Source organism: Streptomyces amritsarensis (assembly GCF_001953875.1).
In the GTDB taxonomy this organism is placed as follows: Bacteria; Actinomycetota; Actinomycetes; order Streptomycetales; family Streptomycetaceae; genus Streptomyces; species Streptomyces amritsarensis.
On the sequence record NZ_MQUR01000060.1, the window covers coordinates 21,556 to 43,022 of the forward strand.

General features: G+C 72.3%; 20 protein-coding genes. 10 read left to right on the top strand and 10 right to left on the bottom strand.

The features are described from left to right. Positions 1 to 40: 40 nt before the first annotated feature. On the bottom strand, positions 41 to 1,072 hold the full coding sequence (locus tag AVW11_RS23400) for a hypothetical protein (protein ID WP_076045712.1): 1,032 nt from the start codon (positions 1,070 to 1,072) through the stop codon (positions 41 to 43). A gap of 76 nt (positions 1,073 to 1,148) precedes the next feature. Between AVW11_RS23400 and AVW11_RS23405 the strand changes: the two genes are divergently transcribed. Continuing rightward, the gene (locus tag AVW11_RS23405) at positions 1,149 to 1,838 is read left to right on the top strand and encodes a GDSL-type esterase/lipase family protein (RefSeq protein WP_030851059.1); all 690 of its coding nucleotides are present in this window, start codon (positions 1,149 to 1,151) and stop codon (positions 1,836 to 1,838) included. A gap of 85 nt (positions 1,839 to 1,923) precedes the next feature. On the opposite strand, the gene AVW11_RS23410 is transcribed toward AVW11_RS23405, so the two are convergent. The 3 genes from AVW11_RS23410 to AVW11_RS23415 form a co-directional block, all read right to left on the bottom strand. After that, positions 1,924 to 2,913 carry an aldo/keto reductase gene (locus AVW11_RS23410; RefSeq protein ID WP_030851061.1) on the bottom strand — a complete coding sequence of 330 codons (990 nt, stop codon included), beginning with the start codon at positions 2,911 to 2,913 and terminating at the stop codon, positions 1,924 to 1,926. Positions 2,914 to 3,209: 296 nt separating this feature from the next. Further along, positions 3,210 to 3,353 (bottom strand): hypothetical protein, encoded by a 144-nt coding sequence (locus AVW11_RS37475; protein WP_158076158.1) that lies wholly within the window; start codon positions 3,351 to 3,353, stop codon positions 3,210 to 3,212. Positions 3,354 to 3,541: 188 nt separating this feature from the next. Beyond that, positions 3,542 to 3,808, bottom strand: coding sequence for a hypothetical protein (locus AVW11_RS23415; protein ID WP_225884822.1), 267 nt, complete (start codon positions 3,806 to 3,808; stop codon positions 3,542 to 3,544). 172 nt (positions 3,809 to 3,980) lie between these two features. Here AVW11_RS23415 and AVW11_RS23420 point away from each other — a divergent pair, with 172 nt between their 5' ends. The 4 genes from AVW11_RS23420 (at position 3,981) to AVW11_RS23430 (ending at position 8,722) form a co-directional block, all read left to right on the top strand. After that, positions 3,981 to 4,973: a helix-turn-helix transcriptional regulator gene (locus AVW11_RS23420; protein WP_076045714.1), complete on the top strand. Its 993-nt coding sequence runs from the start codon at positions 3,981 to 3,983 to the stop codon at positions 4,971 to 4,973. Between the two features lie 344 nt (positions 4,974 to 5,317). Then, on the top strand, positions 5,318 to 5,494 hold the full coding sequence (locus AVW11_RS37480; protein WP_158076159.1) for a hypothetical protein: 177 nt from the start codon (positions 5,318 to 5,320) through the stop codon (positions 5,492 to 5,494). A gap of 170 nt (positions 5,495 to 5,664) precedes the next feature. Continuing rightward, positions 5,665 to 7,098, top strand: coding sequence for a C40 family peptidase (locus tag AVW11_RS23425; RefSeq protein WP_076045716.1), 1,434 nt, complete (start codon positions 5,665 to 5,667; stop codon positions 7,096 to 7,098). A 91-nt stretch (positions 7,099 to 7,189) separates the two neighbouring features. Then, entirely contained in the window at positions 7,190 to 8,722 is a 1,533-nt protein-coding gene (locus AVW11_RS23430; RefSeq protein ID WP_076045718.1) for a peptidoglycan DD-metalloendopeptidase family protein, read from the top strand. Between the two features lie 76 nt (positions 8,723 to 8,798). Here AVW11_RS23430 and thpR read toward each other — a convergent pair whose 3' ends face one another. The 3 genes from thpR to AVW11_RS23445 all read right to left on the bottom strand — a co-directional run bounded on the left by thpR (position 8,799) and on the right by AVW11_RS23445 (position 11,336). Continuing rightward, entirely contained in the window at positions 8,799 to 9,398 is a 600-nt protein-coding gene (gene thpR / locus AVW11_RS23435) for an RNA 2',3'-cyclic phosphodiesterase (RefSeq protein ID WP_076045720.1), read from the bottom strand. Positions 9,399 to 9,511: 113 nt separating this feature from the next. Continuing rightward, on the bottom strand, positions 9,512 to 10,873 hold the full coding sequence (locus tag AVW11_RS23440) for an MFS transporter (protein ID WP_173675233.1): 1,362 nt from the start codon (positions 10,871 to 10,873) through the stop codon (positions 9,512 to 9,514). Between the two features lie 25 nt (positions 10,874 to 10,898). Then, entirely contained in the window at positions 10,899 to 11,336 is a 438-nt protein-coding gene (locus tag AVW11_RS23445) for a MarR family winged helix-turn-helix transcriptional regulator (protein ID WP_030662370.1), read from the bottom strand. 141 nt (positions 11,337 to 11,477) lie between these two features. Between AVW11_RS23445 and AVW11_RS23450 the strand changes: the two genes are divergently transcribed. After that, positions 11,478 to 11,660 (top strand): hypothetical protein, encoded by a 183-nt coding sequence (locus AVW11_RS23450; protein ID WP_030010567.1) that lies wholly within the window; start codon positions 11,478 to 11,480, stop codon positions 11,658 to 11,660. Positions 11,661 to 11,676: 16 nt separating this feature from the next. Here the strand turns inward: AVW11_RS23450 and AVW11_RS23455 are convergent, their stop codons facing one another. Continuing rightward, the gene (locus tag AVW11_RS23455; protein ID WP_060180027.1) at positions 11,677 to 13,137 is read right to left on the bottom strand and encodes an NCS2 family permease; all 1,461 of its coding nucleotides are present in this window, start codon (positions 13,135 to 13,137) and stop codon (positions 11,677 to 11,679) included. A gap of 139 nt (positions 13,138 to 13,276) precedes the next feature. Between AVW11_RS23455 and AVW11_RS23460 the strand changes: the two genes are divergently transcribed. Together AVW11_RS23460 and AVW11_RS23465 are read left to right on the top strand one after the other, a co-directional pair. Beyond that, positions 13,277 to 13,558 (top strand): DUF2530 domain-containing protein, encoded by a 282-nt coding sequence (locus AVW11_RS23460; protein ID WP_076045722.1) that lies wholly within the window; start codon positions 13,277 to 13,279, stop codon positions 13,556 to 13,558. A gap of 127 nt (positions 13,559 to 13,685) precedes the next feature. Further along, positions 13,686 to 16,148 carry a cation-translocating P-type ATPase gene (locus AVW11_RS23465; protein ID WP_076045724.1) on the top strand — a complete coding sequence of 821 codons (2,463 nt, stop codon included), beginning with the start codon at positions 13,686 to 13,688 and terminating at the stop codon, positions 16,146 to 16,148. A 146-nt stretch (positions 16,149 to 16,294) separates the two neighbouring features. Here AVW11_RS23465 and AVW11_RS23470 read toward each other — a convergent pair whose 3' ends face one another. After that, entirely contained in the window at positions 16,295 to 16,711 is a 417-nt protein-coding gene (locus AVW11_RS23470; RefSeq protein ID WP_030851080.1) for a nuclear transport factor 2 family protein, read from the bottom strand. A 102-nt stretch (positions 16,712 to 16,813) separates the two neighbouring features. On the opposite strand from AVW11_RS23470, the gene AVW11_RS23475 reads away from it, so the two are divergent. Next, positions 16,814 to 17,383 (top strand): PadR family transcriptional regulator, encoded by a 570-nt coding sequence (locus AVW11_RS23475; RefSeq protein WP_030851082.1) that lies wholly within the window; start codon positions 16,814 to 16,816, stop codon positions 17,381 to 17,383. Further along, a complete protein-coding gene (locus AVW11_RS23480) occupies positions 17,370 to 18,164 on the top strand; it encodes an SGNH/GDSL hydrolase family protein (protein ID WP_060180024.1) in 795 nt (264 codons plus the stop codon). The genes AVW11_RS23475 and AVW11_RS23480 overlap by 14 nt, the downstream gene beginning before the upstream one ends. A 67-nt stretch (positions 18,165 to 18,231) precedes the next feature. Here AVW11_RS23480 and AVW11_RS23485 read toward each other — a convergent pair whose 3' ends face one another. Next, the gene (locus tag AVW11_RS23485) at positions 18,232 to 21,360 is read right to left on the bottom strand and encodes a sacsin N-terminal ATP-binding-like domain-containing protein (protein WP_030851091.1); all 3,129 of its coding nucleotides are present in this window, start codon (positions 21,358 to 21,360) and stop codon (positions 18,232 to 18,234) included. Positions 21,361 to 21,467 lie beyond the last annotated feature (107 nt).

Here is a 21,467-nt window from a genome sequence, read left to right on the forward strand (position 1 = left end):
CCGCCGGGGGAGTGCGGTGACGGGCCCCTGCCGCACCGCGTCAGTCCCGCGCGCGGCGGCGGAAGAGACGCCTGGCGCCGAAGACCAGGGCCAGGCCGCCCGCCAGGACCAGGGCGCCCTTGCCGAAGCTGCCCGTGGGCTCCGCGGAGGTCGCCGACGCGTCCGGCGGGGACCCGGGCTGCGGCGACGCCGAACCGCCGGGCGAGGACGCCGCGGCCACCGGGACCGCGACCACCCGGCTGCTCGCGCCCTCCGAGCCGAACATGAGCGTGGAGCCGTCCGCCGTGTACGTCACCGACTCCGCCTGGCCCTGCCACGGCGCGTCCACCCGCTCGCCCTCGCCCTCGGGCCGGCCGTCCTTCCACGGGTAGGTCCGGGCGGTGAAGTAGCCCCGCAGTGTCAGCCGGCTGCCGTCCGGGGAGAACGCGCCGTCCGTCACCCACGGGACGGCGGCGACCCGCCGGAAGACGTTGGCGCCGCCCGTCGACAGCTCCGCGGGACCCTCGTACAGGCCGCCCTTGCTCTCGTTCTTGCTCGCGATGTAGACGCGGCCGGTCACCGGATGGACCATCAGGGACTCGGCGTCGCGCGGCCCGTCCTCGTACCGCACCGTGAACTGCGCCGCCTTGACCGTGACATCACCCAGTTGCCGCGGCTCCTGGAACCGGTAGATCCACACGTGGTCCCAGGTGCCGCCCCGGTTGTCGCCGATGTCCCCGACGTAGAGCTGCCCGTCCGGACCCAGCGAGATCGCCTCGACGTCCCGCGGCCGGCCGATGCCCGTCAGCGTCACCCGGGCCACCGTGTTGCCGGTGGCCGAGTCCACCCCGTAGACGTACGGGCCGTCCTCGCTGTCGTTGTGCGTCCAGTAGACGCCCGGATGGACGCGGCTGGCCGCCAGCCCGCTCGACTCCTTGATCCTCGGATCGGAGATGGTGAACGAGGACGACTCGGGGGACTGCGCGGCGGACGCCGCGCCCGGCAGCACGACGACGACGGCGGCGGCGAGGACGGTGGCGGTTGCGGTGGCGGCGGCCGTAAGGGCGGCGGCGGACGGCAGGGGCAGGCGCATCCTCCCAGCCTGCCAGTACGTGCCGCGTGTCCGGCGTCACAGAGGTTTCTGTCGCGCGATCCGCGATGATGACCGGATGCGTTTCATGTTCGTCGGCGACTCCATGACCATCGGACGCGCCGGCGACTACACCTGGCGCTACCGCATGTGGCAGCACCTCAACTCGACCTTCGGCGGGCCCTACCGGATCGTCGGCCCGCGCTGCGAGGTCTACGACACCACCGCCGACGCGCCCGTCAGCCACGAGTACGCCGACCCCGGCTTCCCCGACCACGCCCGCCGCCATTTGGCCGGCTGGGGCGAGGGCTGGCAGCACATGGCGCCCGTCATGGGCGAGACGGTCGCCGCGCACCGCCCGGACATCCTGCTGGTCTCCCTCGGCCTGATCGACCTCGGCTTCTACACCGACGCCGAACAGACCGCCGACAACGTCCGCCGCTTCACAGCGGGAGCCCGCTCCGCCCACCCCGGCGTCCGCATGGTGCTGCTGCCGGTCATCCCCAACAGCCGGGCCGAGGAGGACGCCCCCTTCGCGGCCGAGGTGGCCCGCTTCAACGAACTCCTCGCCAAGGCGGTCGCCGACCTCACCACGGACGCCTCGCCCATCCTGCTGGCCGCGCGTCCGGCCGCGTACGACATCCACCGCGACACCTACGACGGCACCCACCCCAACGCCTCCGGCGAACACCGGCTCGCGGGTGAGTTCGCCGCGGTCCTGCACCAGGCCTGGGGCATCGGCGGCCCCTACAGCCCCGCGCACGGCTGAACCGTCCGGCCCCCCTATGTGAGCCGGGCGGGCTGCCGCAGCCCGTCGCGGAGCCACGGCAGCACGCGCACCTCCTGCTACCCGATCACCAGGCGAAGGCCTCCGGGGAGGGACCGGGCCCGGGGAAGATCTCGTCCAGCCCGGCCAGCACCTCCTCGCTCAACTCCAGCTCCAGCGCCCTCAGGGCACTCTCCAGCTGCTCGGCGGTCCGCGGGCCGACGATGGGGCCCGTCACGCCCGGCCGGGTGAGGAGCCAGGCCAGGGCGGCTTCGCCGGGCTCCAGGCCGTGCTTGTCGAGCAGGTCCTCGTACGCCTGCACCTGCGCCCGTACCGAACTGTTGGCCAGCGCGTCCGCGGACCGGCCCGACGCGCGGCGGCTGCCCGTGGCCTCCTTCTTGATGACCCCGCCCAGGAGCCCGCCGTGCAGCGGGGACCACGGGATGACCCCGAGGCCGTAGTCCTGGGCCGCCGGGATGACCTCCATCTCGGCCCGCCGCTCGGCGAGGTTGTACAGGCACTGCTCGCTGACCAGACCGACCATCCCGCGCCGGGCGGCGGTCTCGTTGGCCTGGGCGATCTTGTAGCCGGGGAAGTTGGAGGAGCCCGCGTAGAGGATCTTGCCCTGCTGGATGAGCACGTCCACGGCCTGCCAGATCTCCTCGAAGGGGGTCCGGCGGTCGATGTGGTGGAACTGGTAGACGTCGATGTGGTCGGTGTGGAGCCGCTTGAGACTGGCCTCGACGGCCCGGCGGATGTTCAGGGCCGACAGCCGGTCCTCGTTGGGCCAGGTGTCCCCTTCACGGGACATCGAGCCGTAGACCTTCGTCGCCAGGACCGTCTTCTCGCGCCGGCCACCGCCCTGCGCGAACCAGGTACCGATGATCTCCTCGGTACGGCCCTTGTTCTCCCCCCATCCGTACACATTGGCGGTGTCCACGAAGTTCAGGCCTGCGTCGAGGGCCGCGTCCAGGATGCCGTGGCTGGTCGGTTCGTCTGTCTGCGGACCGAAGTTCATCGTGCCGAGGACGAGTCGGCTGACTTTGAGTCCGGTGCGTCCGAGCTGCGTGTACTTCATGGGACCCAAGCCAACTGCTTGGAGTCCACTCCAGGCAAGAGCGGCTCACGGCGCCGCGCGCCGTGGAGCCGGGCGGGGCGGGGCGAAAGGGGAAGGGGCGGGGCGAAAGGGCAGGGGAGGGGCTACTGGCCGGTGGCGGCCGCCACGGCGACGACGAGGAACATCAGCACGAGCACGCCGGCCATCACACGGTTTCTGGTCTTGGGATCCACCCGTCGAGCCTAACGCGGCAGCCCCCGCATCGTGGACGCAGGGGCTGTGCCGAGGTGGGTGTGCTGCCGGCCGTGGCCGGACGGTCACTGCCAGCTCATGTCGCCGTTCTGCGCGGCGACCGGGGGCTTGGCGGCGGTGAGCGGGGCGGCGGAGGCGACGGCCGGGGTGCCGAGGACGAGGGCGAGGGCGACGACCGCGGCGGCCTTGAGGATGCGAGAGGTGTTCATGGTGTCCGGAGTCCCTTCGGGGTGCCGTGGGGCGTGTTCGACAGTGGCTTCCCGGTCGGTCCCGCACCCCGCGGTGGCGCTGTCCCGTTCCGGTGAGACATAGCTAAGCCGCAGCTCAGCGGGGGGAGAAGAGATATCGGCTGGCCCAAACCGTCCGTGGACGGATGAGGACAGGCAGCCCCGCCCGGTCAGTGGCTGCGGTGCTCCAGCAGGGACAGTGGCATCAGCGGGACGCCGACGTCCAGCAGCCGCGCGGCGGGCAGCGCCCGCGCGCCGAGCAGGCGCCGGCATACGGCCTCGGCGTGCCGTTCCGCCTCCTGCAGGGAGTCGGAGAGCAGGTAGAAGCCGAGGGTGAAGTGCTCCGCGGACTGCGGGTGCACGGCGAGGTGCTCCACGCGGTCCCTCGGGCTCAGCCCGGCACGGGCCGCCTCGCGCAGATCATCGGGCACTTCCACCGGAGGAACCGTCCGCAGACGGGCATGGACGAGGTACATGACTCCACCGTCCCCCGCCGGACCCGTGCAGGACACCCATCCGGCCGGCCGTTTGCGGCCGTGGACGCATCCGTCCATCCGCTTCTTTGAGATGATCTTCCCATCGAAGTGCCAACGGGGTGGGGGGAACCACATGTTGACCGAACTGGGCCTCGACGCGAGAGCCGAGGCCGTCTACCGCGCCATGCTCATGGAACCCGGGTCGGGCGTGACCGCGCTCGCCGATGCCGTGGGGATCGGCGAGAACGACGTGCGCGAGGCCCTGGACCTGCTGAGCGAGCTGGCGCTGGTCCAGCCGTCCGCCGACGACAGCGGGCGGCTGCGCGCCGTCTCCCCGGACATCGGGATGGAGATCCTGATGGCGCGGGGGCAGGCGGAGCTCGCCGCCCAGCAGCAGCGGCTGGAGGCGTCCCGGGCCGCCGCGGCCCGGCTGATCTCCGAGTACTCGCAGTTGCGGCCGACCGCCCGGCATCCCGGCGTGGAGCAGCTCATCGGCCTCGACGCCGTCCGCGACCGGCTGGTCGCGCTGACCCGGGAGACGAAGGAGGAGCTGCTGGCGTTCTCACCGGACGCCACGCTGAGCGAGTCGGCCCTGGCCGCCTCGCGGCCCCTGAACAGGACGCTGCTCGAACGGGGCGTCCGCATGCGCACCCTGTACCTCGACAGCGTGCGCAACAGCCGGCCCTCCATCGAGCACGCCAACTGGCTCACGGAGCTCGGCGGGCAGGTGCGCACGGTGGCGTCGCTGCCGACGCGGATGCTCATCGTCGACCGCAGGACGGCGCTGATCCCGGTGAGCGACGATTCCGCGGCGGGCGCGGTCGTCCTGACCGGGCACGGCATGCTCGTCGCCCTCTGTGCGCTCTTCGAGTCGACGTGGGCGCAGGCGCAGCCGCTGGCGGAGGTGGCGGTCCTGGGCCCGGACGGCCTGACCGCGCAACAGGCGGCTGCCATAAGGTTGTTGGCGGAAGGGCACACGGACGATGCGATAGCCAAGCGGCTGGGGGTGTCCTCGCGCACGGCCCGGCGCATCGCCAACGAGCTGATGGAACGCCTCGGTGCCCGCAGCCGGTTCGAGGCCGGGGTGCGGGCCGTACAGGAGGGCTGGCTGCCCACGCGCGCCTGACAGACGTCTCGTGCATGACAAGGCCGCCGGGCGGGACCACAGCGATGGTCCCGCCCGGCGGCCTTCGCATGTCCGCGCGGGGAACGGGGAGAGCCGGGGGTGGGGCGGAGAGGCGGCCCGATCAGGCCAAGCGTGGACAGGTCCGGCCATGGCCCTTTCGGGCCAGTCGATCTCTCTTCCGCCCGGCCCGGGCAGCGGCGAATCTATTGCTTGTCAGCGGGGCAGCCCCCCGCCGGACGAGCACAGAAGGCCCTGAAAGCCCTGAACGGACGCCACCGCGGGACGTCCGAAGGCGACGGGTTCAAGCCACCAGCCCATTCGTTTCGGAAGGACGAACCACCCTCATGCGTACAGGAATCCTCCGGGCCGCCGCGGTTGTCGCCCTCACCCTCGGCATCACCTCCGTCGCGCCGATGGCCTCCGCCCACGCCCCGGCCCACCCGGTCCCGGTGGCGGGCGGCACGGCCGGCCAGGCCGGCCCCGCCGGAGCCCCGCCGGCGGCGGTGGCGATCCGGCCGTAGCGCCCGGGCCCAGTCCCCGCCCCGTACCACCGCGTCGCCCCGCGGGACCGCTGTACCTGCAGGACAGCTGTCCGTCCGCCGCGCCTCGCACCCGTCACGCCGCACCATCCGCCGGTCGAGCCCGCGCTCCCGGCCCCCAGACCTCACCTGACCAGAACCGGAGCACAGCCATGTCCCGATACGGGTTGAACACCCGCCATGCCGCCGTAGCCGCCCTCATCGCCGGGGCCGTCGCAGCCGGCACCGTGGTCGCCGTCGACACCGCGGCGGTCGCCGCCCCGGCGGCCGCGACCGCCGAAACCCCCGCCGACCCCGACTACGGCAGCCCCGGCCAGGGCGAGGAGGAAGCGGTCGACGGGGAGTTCCGGGCGGCGAGCTTCGCCGCGGCGACCGCCCCGCAGATCACCCGCGGCTCGGTCATCGCCCGCGCCAAGAGCTGGGTCGGCATCGGCCTGGACTACAACAGCGGCCGCCGCCACGGCGGATACCGCACGGACTGCTCGGGCTACGTCTCGATGGCCTGGGACCTGGACTTCCAGCCGGCCACCAACACCTTCGCCTCCCGCGGTGTGACCGAGCCGATCACCAAGGCGGAACTGAAGGCGGGCGACGCCCTCCTGGACGACGACGAGGGCTCCTCCGGGCACGTCGTCCTCTTCGAGAAGTGGGCCAACTCCGACCGCACGCGGTACTGGGGCTTCGACTTCACCCCCAGCGGCGTCCACCACCGCGTCTACGACTACCCGTACTACCCGGGCTACGGCCCCTACCACCCCGTGCGCTACAAGAACATCGCCGACGACGTGACCACCCCGCCGGCGCCCAAGCCCGGCATGACCGACCTCGTCGCGGCCAACATCAACGGCGACGGTGTCGACGACGTGGTCGGCGTCGAGGCCTCGACCGGCAAGCTGTGGCTCTACAAGGGGGCCTCCAACGGCACCATCGCCTCCGGCGGCAACCGCGTGGAGATAGGCAGCGGCGGCTGGAACGGCATGGCCAACCTGGCCGGCGGCGACTACAACGGCGACCGCAAGGACGACATCGTCGCGGTCGAGGAGGCCAGCGGCAAGCTGTACCTCTACCCCGGCACCGGCAGCGGCCTCTCCTCCCGCAAGGAGATCGGCTCCGGCGGCTGGAACGGCATGGCCGAGCTGATGGGCGGCGACTTCAACGGCGACGGCAAGGCGGACGTCGCCGCCGTCGAGAAGTCGACGGGCAAGCTGTGGCTCTACAAGGGCAACGGCACCGGATCGATCGGCGGCGGCAGCAGCCGCGTACTGATCGGGTCCGGCGGCTGGAACAGCCTGCACGACCTGGTCGGCATGGACGTCGACAACGACGGCAGGACCGACGTCGTCGGGGCCGAGACCTCCACGGGCAAGCTCTTCCTCTACAAGAGCAACGGCACGGGCCTGAACGCCCGCACGGAGATCGGCTCCGGCGGCTGGAACGGCATGAACGACCTCATCGGCGGCGACTTCACCTCGAACGCGAACGACGACCTCGTCGGCGTCGAGAAGGCCACCGGAAAGCTCTACCTCTACCCGGGCACCGGCACGGGTCTGGGGGCGCGCAAGGAGATCGGCTCCGGCGGCTGGTAGCCCCACGCCCGACGCATCTCCCCGCACTCCTTTCGCAACTCCCTTCCCTGACACCCTTTTTGGCACTTCGTGCCGGTTTGGAAGCACTCCCATGTCTGTTGAGACCACCACCACTGCCACCGCCGCCGCCCCTTCCGTCTTCTCCCGCCTCATGTCCCGCCGGGTCCGCATCGCCACCGGCCTCGTCTGCGCCACCGTCGCCGCCGTGGCCCTCTCGGCCGGCGGTGCGAGCGCCGACGGCGGCCCGGAGGACCCGCACGGCGACCTGACCGAGCTGACGGCCGCCGACCTCGGCCTGCCCGAGGGCCCGCAGATGATGGCCATGGCGGCCACCTCGGGCGACGACCGCCCCGACTTCCAGATGCCGTTCAAGTGCGGCGAGACCTGGCAGGGCGCCTCCCGCGCCCACCACAGCCCGAGCGCCAACGCGATCGACTGGACGCAGGGCGGCTCGACGGTCAACTCCCCCGTCGTGGCGAGCGCCGACGGCGTCGTGTCCAAGGTCAGGGACCTCGGCGGCTCCAGCTACGGCAAGTACGTGGTCATCAACCACGGCGGCGGCTGGTCCACCGTCTACGCCCACCTCAACGGCTTCAACACGTCCACCGGTGCCACGGTCAAGGCCGGACAGCAGATCGGCATCGTCGGCAGCACCGGCAACTCCTCCGGCGCCCACCTGCACTACGAGCAGCGCCACGACCTCGTCGACCGGCGGACGGTCTTCAACGGCTCCGCCTTCGGCGGCTCCGGTTCCTGGTCCAAGTCGCTGACCAGCAAGAACTGCGAGACCAAGACCCCGGAGCCGAAGCCGGAGGGTCCCGGTGACGGAGGGACCGGCTCCACCGGCATGGTCGACCTGGCCTCGGCCGACCTCAACGGCGACAACGTGATCGACGTGGCGGCCGTGGAAGCGTCCACCGGCAAGCTGTGGCTCTACAAGGGCGCCCCCAACGGCACCGTCGCCTCCGGCGGCAACCGCGTCCTGATCGGTTCGGGCGGCTGGAACGGGATGTCCAACCTGACCGGCGGCGACTTCACCGGCGACGGCAAGGACGACATCGTCGCGGTCGAGGAGTCCACCGGCAAGCTGTGGCTCTACAAGGGCGCCGACAACTCGACGATCTCCTCCGGGGGCAGCCGGGTCCTGATCGGTTCGGGCGGCTGGAACGGCATGTCCAACCTGACCGCCCTCAACCTCAACGGCGACAAGATCGCCGACCTGGCGGCCGTCGAGAAGTCCACCGGCAAGCTGTACCTCTACCCGGGCAACGGCACCGGCCTGAACGCCCGCAAGGAGATCGGCTCGGGCGGCTGGAACGGCATGTCCAACCTGACCGGCATGGACCTCAACAACAGCGGCCGCCAGGACCTGGTCGCGGTGGAGAAGTCCACGGGCAAGCTGTTCATGTACCCCGGTGACAAGGGCTACCTGAGCCCGCGCATCCAGATCGGCTCGGGCGGCTGGAACGGCATGTCCGACCTGATCGGCGGCGACCTGCTGAACTCGCAGCTCTCGGACGACCTGATCGCCGTGCAGAACTCCACCGGCAAGCTCTTCCTCTACCCCGGCACCGGCTCGGGCGGCCTGGGCGCCCGCAAGGAGATCGGCGTCGGCGGCTGGTAGGCACCGGCTGGACACGGCTGCCGAGCAGCTGGGGTCACGACACGTGAGGCGGCCCGTCCCTGCAGGACGGGCCGCCTCACGGCGTTCGCAGCGGCCAGGCGCGCACGGTCTCGTAGCGGGGCTGTTCCCCCCGCACCCCGCTCACCGGCAGGTGGCTGCGGACCAGGCTGAGCGTGTCCACCTGCCAGGCCGTGCCCTCGAAGTGGGCGAGGGCGTCCAGGTACGGGCGGAGCGGCACGGCCCCGCCGTTTCCGTGGCTGTGGCTGTGGCCGTGGCCGTGTCGGTGTCCGTGGGCGCGGGCCAGGGTGAGGTGCGGGGTGTACCGGCGGTGCTGCTCCATCGGGATCCCGGCCCGCCGCGCGGCGGCGTCGGCCCGGTCGGCGAGCAGGCGCATGGTGTCGAGGTCGCCGGCGGCTCCGGTCCACAGGGCGCGGTCGCCGAAGTGCCCGCAGCCGTGCAGGCGCAGGGCGAAGGGCGGCGTACGGTGGGCGGCCCGCTCCAGGCGGGCGTACAGCTCGGGGAGCGCGTCGTCGCGGACCTCGCCCATGAAGGCGAGCGTGAAGTGCCAGCCAGCCCGGGTGGTCCAGGTCAGCCGGTCGTCGTGGACCGCGTCCACGGCGGCGGCGAGCTCGGCGACGGCCTCCTCGGGCGGCAGAACGGCGGCGAACAGTCTCATGCGGTGAGCGTATGCCCTGCGCGCCGCCGGCTGCCGGGCTCCGGGGGAGCTGCGGCGGGGTCCGGGGCCGGGCGCCGTGAGGCGCCGGGCCGGACCCGGCCGCAGCCGCCCGGTCAGGCCACCGTCACCAGTTCGCGGCGGTGCGGGACCGCCGGGACGAAGGTCACCCCGTGGCGGCCGACCCGCAGCCGGAGGTTGCCGACACGGGCCAGCACGACGCCGACGGCCACGGACGCGGCCAGGGAGATCAGGGCGCCCGAGGCCATGCCGACGCGGGCTCCGTAGGTGTCGGTGATCCAGCCGAGGAGCGGGGCGCCCAGCGGGGTGCCGCCGGTGAACACCATCATGAAGAGGGCCATGACCCGGCCGCGCATCTCGGGGTCGGTGGCCATCTGCACGCTGGAGTTGGCGGTGACGTTGACGGTCAGGCCGAAGACGCCGATGGGCACGAGCAGCGCGGCGAACAGCCAGAAGCCGGGGGCGAAGGCCGTCACGAGCAGCAGTACGGAGAACAGCGCGGCCGCGGCCACCAGCAGCCGCAGGCGGGACTGCCCGCGGCGGGCGGCGAGCAGGGCGCCCGCGAGGGAGCCGGCCGCGATCAGGGTGTTGAAGAGCCCGTAGGTGCCCGCGTCGCCGTGGAAGACGTCGCTCACGAACGCCGACAGCCAGATCGGGAAGTTGAACCCGAAGGTGCCGATGAAGCCGACGAGGACGATCGGCCAGACCAGCTCGGGCCGTCCGGCGACGTAGCGCAGGCCTTCGCGCAGCTGTCCCTTGGCGCGGGGCCGCGGCGGGGCGGGGTGCAGCTCCTTCGTCCGCATCATCAGCAGGCCCGCGATGGGCGCGGCGAAGGACAGGCCGTTGAGCAGGAACGCCCAGCCGGAGCCGACGGCGGTGATCAGCACGCCGGCGATCGCCGGGCCGACCAGCCGCGCGGACTGGAAGTTGGCCGAGTTGAGGCTGACGGCGTTGGCGACCTGGTCCTTGCCGACCATCTCGGGGACGAAGGTCTGCCGGGCCGGGTTGTCCACGACGGTGATCAGGCCGAGCAGGAGGGCAGCGAGGTAGACGTGCCAGACCTGGACGTGTCCCGCGAGGGTGAGGACGGCGAGTGCGATGCCGGTCAGGCCCATCGCGCTCTGGGTGGCGAGGAGCAGGGGCCGCTTGGGCAGCCGGTCCGCGAGTACGCCTCCGTAGAGGCCGAACACCAGCATCGGCAGGAACTGCAGGGCGATGGTGATGCCGACGGCGGAGGCGGAGCCGGTCAGGGAGAGGACCAGCCAGTCCTGGGCGATGCGCTGCATCCAGGTGCCGGTGTTCGAGACGACCTGGCCGGTCGCGAAGAGCCGGTAGTTGCGGATCCTCAGCGAGCTGAACATCCCCCGGTTCCTGCTCGGGGGTGCCGCGGGTCGCGCGGCGGTAGGGGTGGTGGATATGTGGCCGGGTGCGGAGTCTGCTCCGTTTCCCGTACTCAAAAGCGTTCGCCTCCTGGCGTCGTTCCTACAGGTGCGCGAGCTTCTCCAGGACGGGTGCGGCCGCGCGCAGCTTGGCCCATTCGTCCTCGGTCAGCTCTGCCGCGAGCCCGGCCAGGAAGGCGTTGCGCTTGCGGCGGCTCTCTTCGAGCATCGCTTCGGCCTCCTCCGTCTGGCGGACCACCTTCTGGCGGCGGTCGTCGGGGTGCGGTTCCAGCGTGACCAGTCCCTTGGCTTCCAGCAACGCGACGATGCGCGTCATGGAGGGCGGTTGGACGTGCTCCCGCCGCGCCAGTTCACCGGGTGTGGCCTGGCCGCAGCGGGCGAGGGTGCCGAGGACCGACATCTCGGTCGGGCTCAGCGACTCGTCGACGCGCTGGTGCTTCAGGCGCCGCCCCAGCCGCATGACGGCGGAGCGGAGGTCGTTCACGGCGGCAGCGTCGTCGCCATGGGAGAGGTCAGGCATGTACTTAGAATAACTCATTACTCTCGCTAAGGAACACCGGTTTTCCCGGGCGTGCACCAGGTATGTGCCAGGTCACTCGTACGGGTGAGTCGGCGGCCGAAAGTGACACGCGTACGCACCCTGTGCCCCGACTCTTTCGGCATGGGGACACATGTGCTGAGCATGCGCATAGACGGGGAGCTCCTCGACAGGCTCCGGATCCACGCCGCAAAACGCGGAATGAGCGTCCAGGACTATGTGGTCCGGACGCTCATTCGCGACGACTTCGACGAGCGCTTCAAGGCGGCCGTCGACGAGACGGAGAAGTTCTACGGGCTGACGTGAGCCCGCCGGGTACGCCCTAGCCGAGGCCGAGCGCGGGCATCGCGTAGGAGAAGACGAACACCGCCGACACGACGTACATGGCAGTCGGGACCTCGCGGCCCCGGCCGGTCGCCAGGCGCAGCACGCTGAAGGCGATGAAGCCGATGCCGATGCCGTTGGTGATCGAGTAGGTGAAGGGCATCATCACCATGGCCAGGAAGGCCGGGACGGCGATGGTGAAGTCGCTCCAGTCGATGTCCTTGACCGATCCCGCCAGGATCAGGAAGCCGACCGCGACCAGCGCGGGCGTGGCGGCCTGCGACGGGACCATGGTGGCCAGCGGGGTGAGGAAGAGCGCCACGCCGAAGAGAGCGCCCGTCACCACGTTCGCCAGACCCGTACGGGCACCCTCGCCGACACCGGCCGTGGACTCCACGAAGCAGGTGGTGGCCGAGGAGGACGTCGCGCCGCCGGAGGCGACGGCGAGGCCGTCGACGAACAGGACCCGGTTGATGCCGGGGAACTCGCCGGTCTTCCTGTCGATCAGCTTGGCCTCGTCGCCGACGCCCAGGATCGTGCCCATGGCGTCGAAGAAGCAGGACAGCAGCACCGTGAAGACGAACAGGATGCCGGTGAGCAGTCCGACCTTGCCGAAGCCGCCGAAGAGGCTGACCTGGCCGACGAGCCCGAAGTCGGGGGCCGCGACCGGGTTGCCGGGCCAGGCCGGGACGGTCAGGCCCCAGCCGGAGTCGGGCAGGTCGGCGACGAGCTGGACGACGACCGCGACCAGGGTCATGGCCACGATGGAGATCAGGATCGCGCCGGGGACCTTGCGGATCAGCAGGGCGAGGGTGAGCAGCGTGCCGATCACGAAGATCAGGACGGGCCAGCCGTGCAGGTGGCCGTCGCTGCCCAGCTGGAGCGGGACCGTGGTGTGCGCGGCGTCCGGGATGCGGGAGACGAAGCCGGAGTCGACCAGGCCGATCAGCATGATGAACAGGCCGATGCCGATGGCGATGCCCTTGCGCAGGCCCAGCGGGACGGCGTTCATGACGCGCTCGCGCAGTCCGGTGGCGACCAGCAGCATCACCACGAAGCCGGCCAGCACCACCATGCCCATGGCGTCGGGCCAGCTCATGCGCGGGGCGAGCTGGAGGGCCACGACGGTGTTCACGCCGAGGCCCGCGGCGAGCGCGATGGGCACGTTGCCGATGACGCCCATGAGGAGGGTGGTGAAGGCCGCCGTCAGGACGGTGGCCGTCACGAGCTGGCCGCCGTCGAGCTGGTGGCCGTACATGTCCTTCGCGTTGCCCAGGATGATCGGGTTCAGCACGATGATGTAGGCCATCGCGAAGAAGGTCGCGAAACCGCCGCGGACCTCGCGGGCCACGGTCGACCCGCGCTCGGAGATCTTGAAGAAGCGGTCCAGCCCGTTGGAGGGTTCCCGGGGGGACGGCTCCGGAGCGGTGGATTCTGGGGCGGGGGCCGGGGTGCTCATACGGTCCTCATCGGTGGTTCATACGAAGAAAATGGGCCGCGCCCAAACCGTTTCAGTATGAACACATCAGGGAAAGGCCGTCCATCTCCGCGCGTAGACCGTGCGGGGGGCCGATCCGGCTCCCGCTTAAACTTGCGACATGGCGAAATGGATTGCGAAGCACGAGGCGCCCGAGCCCCTTGAGGGCCCCGTCGTCGCGACGGTCACGGGCGGCACGATCCTGTGGTTCGCCCTCTTCGTGGTCCAGCTGCCCTTCTACGGGTGGTTCGCCGACCGCGGCCAGCTGTGGTGGGTGTGGACCTGCGCGGCCGGCGGCTTCCTCGGCCTGATCGGCATCTGGTACGTCCGCGGCCGCGAAGCCGCCCTCAAGCGCCACGCCGAGTCCACCGCTGCCGCCCGGTCCGAGCAGGACACCCCTTAGCGCCCGGGAACCGGCTCCGCGCGGGGCGGTACGGCCTCCTACCAGCGGACGATTCGGGTCATCCCGAAGTCGCTTCTTCCGGCTCCTCGGCGGGTGAAGCCATCCGAGGCCGCTTACCGTCGAATGCATGACGGAGCGGGCGAGGATCGACCATGACGGGCGGGAGCCGAGCGGCGGACCCGGCACGGCCATCGACGCGGGGGCCGAGCTCGACCCCGTCCACCCCGTACGGCCGCCGGCGCCCCGCTTCAAGCCGGGCGGCCTGACCACCGCCGAGGTCGCCGAGCGCGTGGCCCGCGGAGACGTCAACGACGTCCCCGTCCGCTCCTCGCGCTCCACCACCGACATCATCCGCGGCAACGTCTTCACCCGCTTCAACGCGATCATCGGCGTCCTGTGGGTGGTCATGCTCGTCGTCGCGCCGATCCAGGACAGCCTCTTCGGCTTCGTGATCATCGCGAACACCGGCATCGGCATCATCCAGGAACTGCGCGCCAAGAAGACCCTCGACGGCCTCGCCGTCATCGGCGAGGCCAAACCCAGCGTCCGCCGCGACGGCCGCACCGCGGAGATCTCCACCTCCGAGATCGTCCTCGGCGACGTCATCGAACTCGGCCCCGGCGACAAGGTCGTCGTCGACGGCTCCGTCGGCGAGGCAGACGGCCTGGAGATCGACGAATCCCTGCTCACCGGCGAGGCCGACCCCGTCCTGAAGAAGCCCGGCGACCAGGTCATGTCCGGCTCCTTCGTGGTCGCCGGCGGCGGCGCGTTCACCGCCACCAAGGTCGGCCGCGAGGCCTACGCCGCCCAGCTGGCCGAAGAGGCCTCCCGCTTCACGCTCGTCCACTCCGAGCTGCGCTCCGGCATCTCCACCATCCTCAAGTACGTCACCTGGATGATGATCCCGACCTCCATCGGCCTGATCATCAGCCAGCTCGTCGTCAAGGAGAACAACCTCAACGACGCCATCGCCCGGACCGTCGGCGGCATCGTGCCGATGATCCCCGAGGGGCTGGTCCTGCTCACCTCCGTCGCCTTCGCGATCGGAGTCATCCGCCTCGGCCGCAAGCAGTGCCTCGTACAGGAGCTGCCCGCCATCGAGGGCCTCGCCCGCGTCGACGTGGTCTGCCTCGACAAGACCGGCACCCTCACCGAGGGCGGCATGGACGTCACCGAGCTCCGCCCGCTCGGCGGCGCGGACCCGGCCTATGTCAAGAAGGTGCTCGGCGCCCTCGGCGAGTCCGACCCCCGCCCCAACGCCAGCCTCCAGGCGATCATCGACGCCTACCCCGACAGCGCGGAATGGCGGTGCACCGAGTCCCTGCCGTTCTCCTCCGCCCGCAAGTACAGCGGCGCCAGCTTCAGCGAGGGCGACGGCGAGAACAACACCTGGCTGCTCGGCGCCCCCGACGTCCTGCTGCCCGCCGGGGACCCCGCCCTCGACGAGATCAACGGCCTCAACGAACAGGGCCTGCGGGTGCTGCTGCTCGCCCGGTCCGCCCGCGAACTGGACGACGAGGCCGTCGCCACCGGCGTCAGGCCGACCGCCCTGGTCGTCCTGGAGCAGCGGCTGCGCCCCGACGCCGCCGACACGCTGCGCTACTTCGAGGACCAGAACGTCAAGGCGAAGGTCATCTCCGGCGACAACGCCGTCTCCGTCGGCGCGGTCGCCGGCAAGCTGGGCCTGCCCGGCGCACAGAACACCGTCGACGCCCGCAAGCTGCCCGCCGAGCAGGCCGAGATGGCCGAGGTCCTCGACGGGAACTCCGTGTTCGGACGCGTCACCCCGCAGCAGAAGCGGGACATGGTCGGCGCCCTCCAGTCCAGGGGCCACACCGTCGCCATGACCGGCGACGGCGTCAACGACGTGCTCGCCCTCAAGGACGCCGACATCGGCGTCTCCATGGGGTCCGGCTCGGAGGCCACCCGCGCAGTCGCGCAGATCGTCCTTTTGAACAACAGCTTCTCCACCCTGCCGTCCGTGGTCGCCGAAGGCCGCCGGGTCATCGGCAACATCACGCGCGTCGCCACCCTCTTCCTGACGAAGACGGTCTACTCGGTGCTGCTGGCCATCCTGGTGGTCTGCTCGCAGGTCGAGTACCCCTTCCTGCCGCGCCACCTGACCCTGCTGTCCACCCTCACCATCGGCATCCCGGCCTTCTTCCTGGCGCTGGCCCCGAACAAGGAGCGGGCGAGGCCGCACTTCGTGAAACGGGTGATGCGCTACGCCATCCCCGGCGGTGTGATCGCGGCGGCGGCCACCTTCGCCACCTACCTGATCGCCCGCCACCACTACACCGGCCCGGAAGCCCTGCCCGCGGAGACCAGCGCGGCGACGCTGACGCTGTTCCTGACCTCGATGTGGGTCCTGGCGATCATCGCCCGCCCGTACACGTGGTGGCGCGTGGCCCTGGTGGGCGCGATGGGCGGAGCCTTCCTCGTCGTCCTGATCGTGCCGTGGCTCCAGGACTTCTTCCAGCTCAAGCTGGTCGGAACCACGATGCCGTGGACCGCGGTGGCGGTCGCCGCGGTCGCCGCGACCCTCATCGAGTTCACCTTCCGCTGGGTCGACCGCAGATTCCCGGCCTGACCGGCTCGTTGTCCCTGCCGGATCTGTGGTCCGCGGACGCCGCCGGCCGGGTCAGCGTCTTCCCGGGTACGGGACGGCCACCCCGTACCCGGCGGTGACGGGCTTCGGCCCGGCCGCCTGACCGGGCGGGTCCCGGGAAGGAAGCCCTACGCCAGGCCGTCCGCCTGCAGGCCTGCCAGGACGGCCTGGCCCAGGGTGTGGACCGCGGACCCGGGGCGGACCATCACCGTGAACTCCCTGATCCGGCCCGCCTCGTCGAAGTGCAGCATGTCGATGCCGTGGATGTCCTTGCCGTCCACCGTGGCCCGGAACGGCAGGACCGTCGCCGGCGCCCGCGTGCCGTCCGCGCTCGTCTCGGCCGCGCCCTCGAAGTGGCCGACGTAGCGCAGGTCCTCGAAGACGCGCAGCAGGACGCCGAAGAGCCCCATCACCATCGGCCTGCCCTCGAAGGGGCGGAACTTCACCGGGCTGTACAGCCTGACGTCCTCGGTGAACAGGTCCTCCAGCGCGGCGAGATCACGCTTCTCGACGGCGGCACGGAAGCGGTCGGCGGTCTGCGGCACGGACTCCACGGCTCCTCCAGATACTGATACTCAAGGAATTGACTAGTCAGTTTCGTGAGTATCATGCGGGGGAGTACGAGGAAAAGGGAAGGGGCAGCCGCGATGGCCTTGCGACATGCCGTACTGGCAGCGCTGCTGGACGGCGAGTTCAGCGGCTACGAGCTGGCGAAGTCGTTCGACATCGGCGTCGCGAACTTCTGGCACGCCTCCCCCCAGCAGCTCTACACCGAACTCGCCAAGCTGGAGAGGGAAGGCCTGGTCGAGGGCCGGCAGGTCGTCCAGGAGACCCGCCCCAACAAACGCCTCTTCCACGTCACCGCCGCCGGCCGGACCGAGCTGGAGGAATTCGCGGCCGCCGCGTCCAAGCCCTCGGTCATCCGCGACGACCTCCTCGTCAAGGTCCAGACCGCCGACCGGATCGGCACCGGGCCCGTGATCGAACAACTTGAGGAGCGGGCGGCCGCCGCCGACGCCAAGATCGACCTCCTCGGCAGGGTGCTGCGCAAGATGCGCGGCGACCTGGACGAGGAGGAGTTCCTGCTCCGCGGCGACGCGATCGGCGGATACCTGACCTGCCTGCGCGGCATCGCCTTCGAGCAGGGCCACCGCGACTGGTGCCGCCGCAGCGCGACGATCCTGCGAGAGAGGCGGACCACCCGTGCCGAGCACTGAGTACCGGCGCTACGTCGCCCTGGGCGACAGCCAGACCGAAGGCCTCGGCGACGGCGACGACACCACGGGCCTGCGCGGCTTCGCCGACCGGTTCGCCGGACACCTCGAAGCCGCACGCCCCGGCCTGCACTACGCCAACCTCGCCGTGCGGGGACGGCTCGCCGGCCAGGTCCGCGCCGAACAGCTCGGCCCCGCCCTGGCCCTGCGCCCCGACATCGCCACCGTCGTCGCGGGCGTCAACGACGTACTGCGGCCCCGGTTCGACGCGGCCGAGGTCGCGGGCCACCTGGAGGAGATGTTCGCCGCGCTCACCGCGGCCGGAGCACACGTGGCCACCGTCACCTTTCCCGACCTGGGCCGGATCGTGCCGCTCGCCCGGCCCCTCGGACCCCGCCTGACCGAGCTCAACGACCGTGTCCGCGAGGCGGCCGCCCGACACGGCGTCAGCGTCGCCGAGACCGCCCTGCCGGAAGCCGTCGCCGACCCGCGGATGTGGACCACGGACCGGCTGCACGCCAGCGCCCTCGGCCACGAACGCATCGCCGCCGCCCTCGCCCACGCCGTCGGCCTCCCCGGCAGCGACGACACCTGGACGCAGCCGCTGCCGCCGCGCACCGCCCCCGGGCCCGGGGCGGCCGTCGCGGCCGAACTGCGCTGGGCGGCCGCATTCCTCGGCCCCTGGCTGGGCCGCCGCCTGCGCGGCCGCTCCTCCGGCGACGGCCGCACCGCCAAACGCCCCGACCTGCTGCCCCTGGCCACCGCGGACGCCCGCGACCGGTGACCCGGCCCCACGGCTGCCCGCCGCCGCCGGGCCGCGGGGGCCCCGGCGGCGACGGAAGCCCTCGTACCTAGTCGAACCAGCGGTCCCGGGCCAGCTCCGCCGTGCGGGACGGGTCCTCCAGCAGCGCCGCCACCTCGAAGCGGCGCGGCCACTGGCCCGCCGACCAGGCCAGGCCCGCCGCCACGCCCTCCAGGGTGGACGCGTGGAGGGTGCCGTCGGGCGTGCGCCGCCAGTCCAGCTCGATGCCGCCCGCGACCAGCTCCTCGTGCTCGATGTACGTGTGGGGCGTCGCCGGGCCCAGCAGCACCCGCACCGGCTCCGGCACCTCGTGCTCCTCACCCGGCGTCGTCACCTCCGCCGGCACCGTCTCCGACAGCCGGCGTACCTGGAGCAGCTCCGCCAGGTCCGCCGCGCGCACCGGTGACACCGGCAGCAGCGGCAGTCCCGCGGCGAGCGGCAGCAGGTCCGGGGCGTCCGCGATCACCGCGTCCGCCGCGTCCACCACCAGCACCTCGCCGTCCACCACAGCCCGCAGCTCGTCCGGCAGGGTCACCTGCTCGGGGTCGAGATCGGCCAGCGCGTTGTACAGGCCGTGCAGCTGCCGGTCCGTCACCTCCCGCTCCGGGTCGGCGAGCCGGCCCAGCAGCTCCGCCGCGCCCCCGGGCTCGTCCAGCAGGGCCGGTACGGACGTCCGTACGCCCAGCGCCCGCAGCACCTGCTCGTCCTCGAAACCGGTGGCGTCCGCCGAGGTGTACAGGCCCTCCAGCAGCGGGTCGCCGCCCGCCGCGCGCAGGCCCGCCGGGCGGCGCCCGTCCAGCACCGGGTGGTCGCGCAGCCACCACGCCGTGTACGGGCGCACCGACTGCGTCGTCCCGTCCGGCAGCAGGATCCGCACCGGCTGCGTCAGCGCGTCCCGCAGCGGCGGCTGCGCCAGCATCGCGAGGGCCTGCGGCCAGCAGTCGTCGTCGACGAGGTCCAGGTCACGGACGGCCACCAGCTCGGTCGCCACCGGCGGAACGGGCAGGTCCGGAAGCTGGTCCAGCACGTCCTCGCACCACACGTCCACCGCGTCGAGCAGTCCCGCGTCGTCCGGTTCGGCGAAGTCGCCGTCCCGGGGCTCCAGTTCGTCCGGGTCCAGGACCACGTCGGCGGCCCGCACCAGCTGGAACGTCGCCAGTACCCCGCAGGCGGTCAGCGGAGCCCCGCCCCACCGCTCGGCCAGCTCGGCGTCCACGTACGGGACCTCGTCCTCCCGGATCACGGAGGCCAGCGGCGAGCCCGGCAGCAGCAGTTCGCCCGCCGGGGTGAGCTCCCCGTCCTCGTCCGGCAGGGCCAGCGCCCCCAGCCACGGCTCGTCGCCCGGTGCCAGCTCCGCGTCACGGACCAGCCCGAGGACCACGTCGGCCAGCTCGTCGGCGTCCAGGGTGTCGGCGTCCTCGTCCCAGATTTCCCCGGCGTCCAGGGACGCGGCCACCGCGGCCCGTACCTGCGGGGTCGTCAGGACCGCGCGCGGCGTCGCCGGCAGGGAGCCGAGCTTCTCCAGCAGCGGGTGCGCCGCCTCCGGGTGGGCCACCTTCAGCCCCAGCCGGGCCAGGTCCGCGGGAGTCTCGGCGTACGGCAGCAGGACGTGCCGGGGTCCGATCGTCGTGCGGCCGTCGGCGAGCGGCACGGGCAGCCCGGACAGCCGGTCGGGGTCCACCCCGGCCAGGCTGTCGTAGAGCCGGTACCACCACTCGGGGGTCCGCTCGATGCCCGCGATCCGCTCGATGGCATCGCCCAGCGGGAGCCGGCCCACCCCCAGAGTGCGCAGCTCGGCGCGCCGCTCCAGGCCCGCCGGCAGCAGCGTCGGCAGGACCTCCGCCAGGACGCGTACGGTGTCGGCGCCCGCGCCCTCCACGACCTCGGCCTCGAACGGGCGCAGGGCGACCCGCTCCTCCGCGTGCTCGGGCGGCGCGGCCGGCGCGAGGAACGCCGTACGGGGCAGCCGCTCCAGCACGGCGGCGCGCAGGGCGCCGTCCAGCTCGCCCTGGCCGAGCGGGCCGGGCACCAGGTCCACGAGCCCGGTGACCACCGGGTCCCAGGCGCCGAGGAGTTCGGCGTACGCGTCGGCCGCGCGCTGCACGAGGAAGTCGGTCAGCGGCCCCGGCGCGGGGTGGCGGCGGCTGGTGTCCAGCGGCAGGGTCGCGATGAGCAGCGCCGGGATGCCCAGCGGTTCGTCGGTGGGCGTCGGGGCGTGCACCACGGGCGCTGTGGTCGGGCGCAGCGGGGCGCCGTCGGAGTCGACGGGCACCGCCCACGACACCGCCCAGGCGGGCCGCAGGCGTTCCTCGACGGGCCGGTCGGCGAGCAGCGCCTTCTCGATGGCGCCGCCGTGGCGGACGGTGCGCCAGCGGTTGGTGCGCGTACCGGAGGCGGTGGTGTCCTCGACGACGGTGTAGGCGCCCTCGTCGCGGCGGCCCAGGGTGCGCGTGCCGGCCGGGGTCTCCACGACGACCTCGCACAGCCCGGGCAGGGTCAGCAGCAGGGCGTCGTCGATGCCCGCGAGGAGCCGCTCTACGAGGTCCTCGGCGGCGGCGTCGCGCAGCGGCAGGACCACGACGGTGTCGTAGCCCTCGGGCGCGGTGCCCTCGGCGGGCAGCGGCAGGCGCAGCAGCGGTACGTGTCCGTCGCGGCGGCGCAGTTCGTCGCCGAGGCCGGGGCTGCCGACGGCGGCCTCGCGGGCCAGTTCGCGGGCCTCGGCGAGGGACCAGCGGACACCGCCGTGGCGGCCGAGGACCGCGGGTTCGTCGCAGACGGCGAGGACGGCGGCGAAGCCGACGCCGAAACGGCCGACGCTCTCCGCGGCGGGTTCCCGCTTGGCGGAGGCCCGCAGGGTGCTCAGCGACTCCACGCCCGTCGCGTCCAGCGGGGCGCCGGTGTTGGCGACGGCCAGCAGCGCGGGGCCGGCCTCGCCCGCGTGGAGGGTGAGCCGCAGCCGGCCGGGCACCTTGGCGCGGGCCGCGGCGTCGGCGGCGTTCTGGGCCAGCTCGACGACGAGCCGGTCCCGGTAGCCGCCGAGCGCGAGGTCCTCCTCGGCGTTGGCGTCCTCGCGGAACCGGGCCGGGCCGGCACCCCAGGCGTCGAGCACGCCGCGCCGCAGCCGGGCCGTGCCGAAGGGGTCCACGCCGCTCTGGGCCGCCGTCACTCGCACGCTCACGCCGCTGCCTCCAAGATTCGCCCAACGCCAACTCCTGAAGGTATCGCGTGCCGGCCTGCGCCTTGCCCGTGAGGTGGGCGAACACGACGACATCGCAGTCCGGTGGC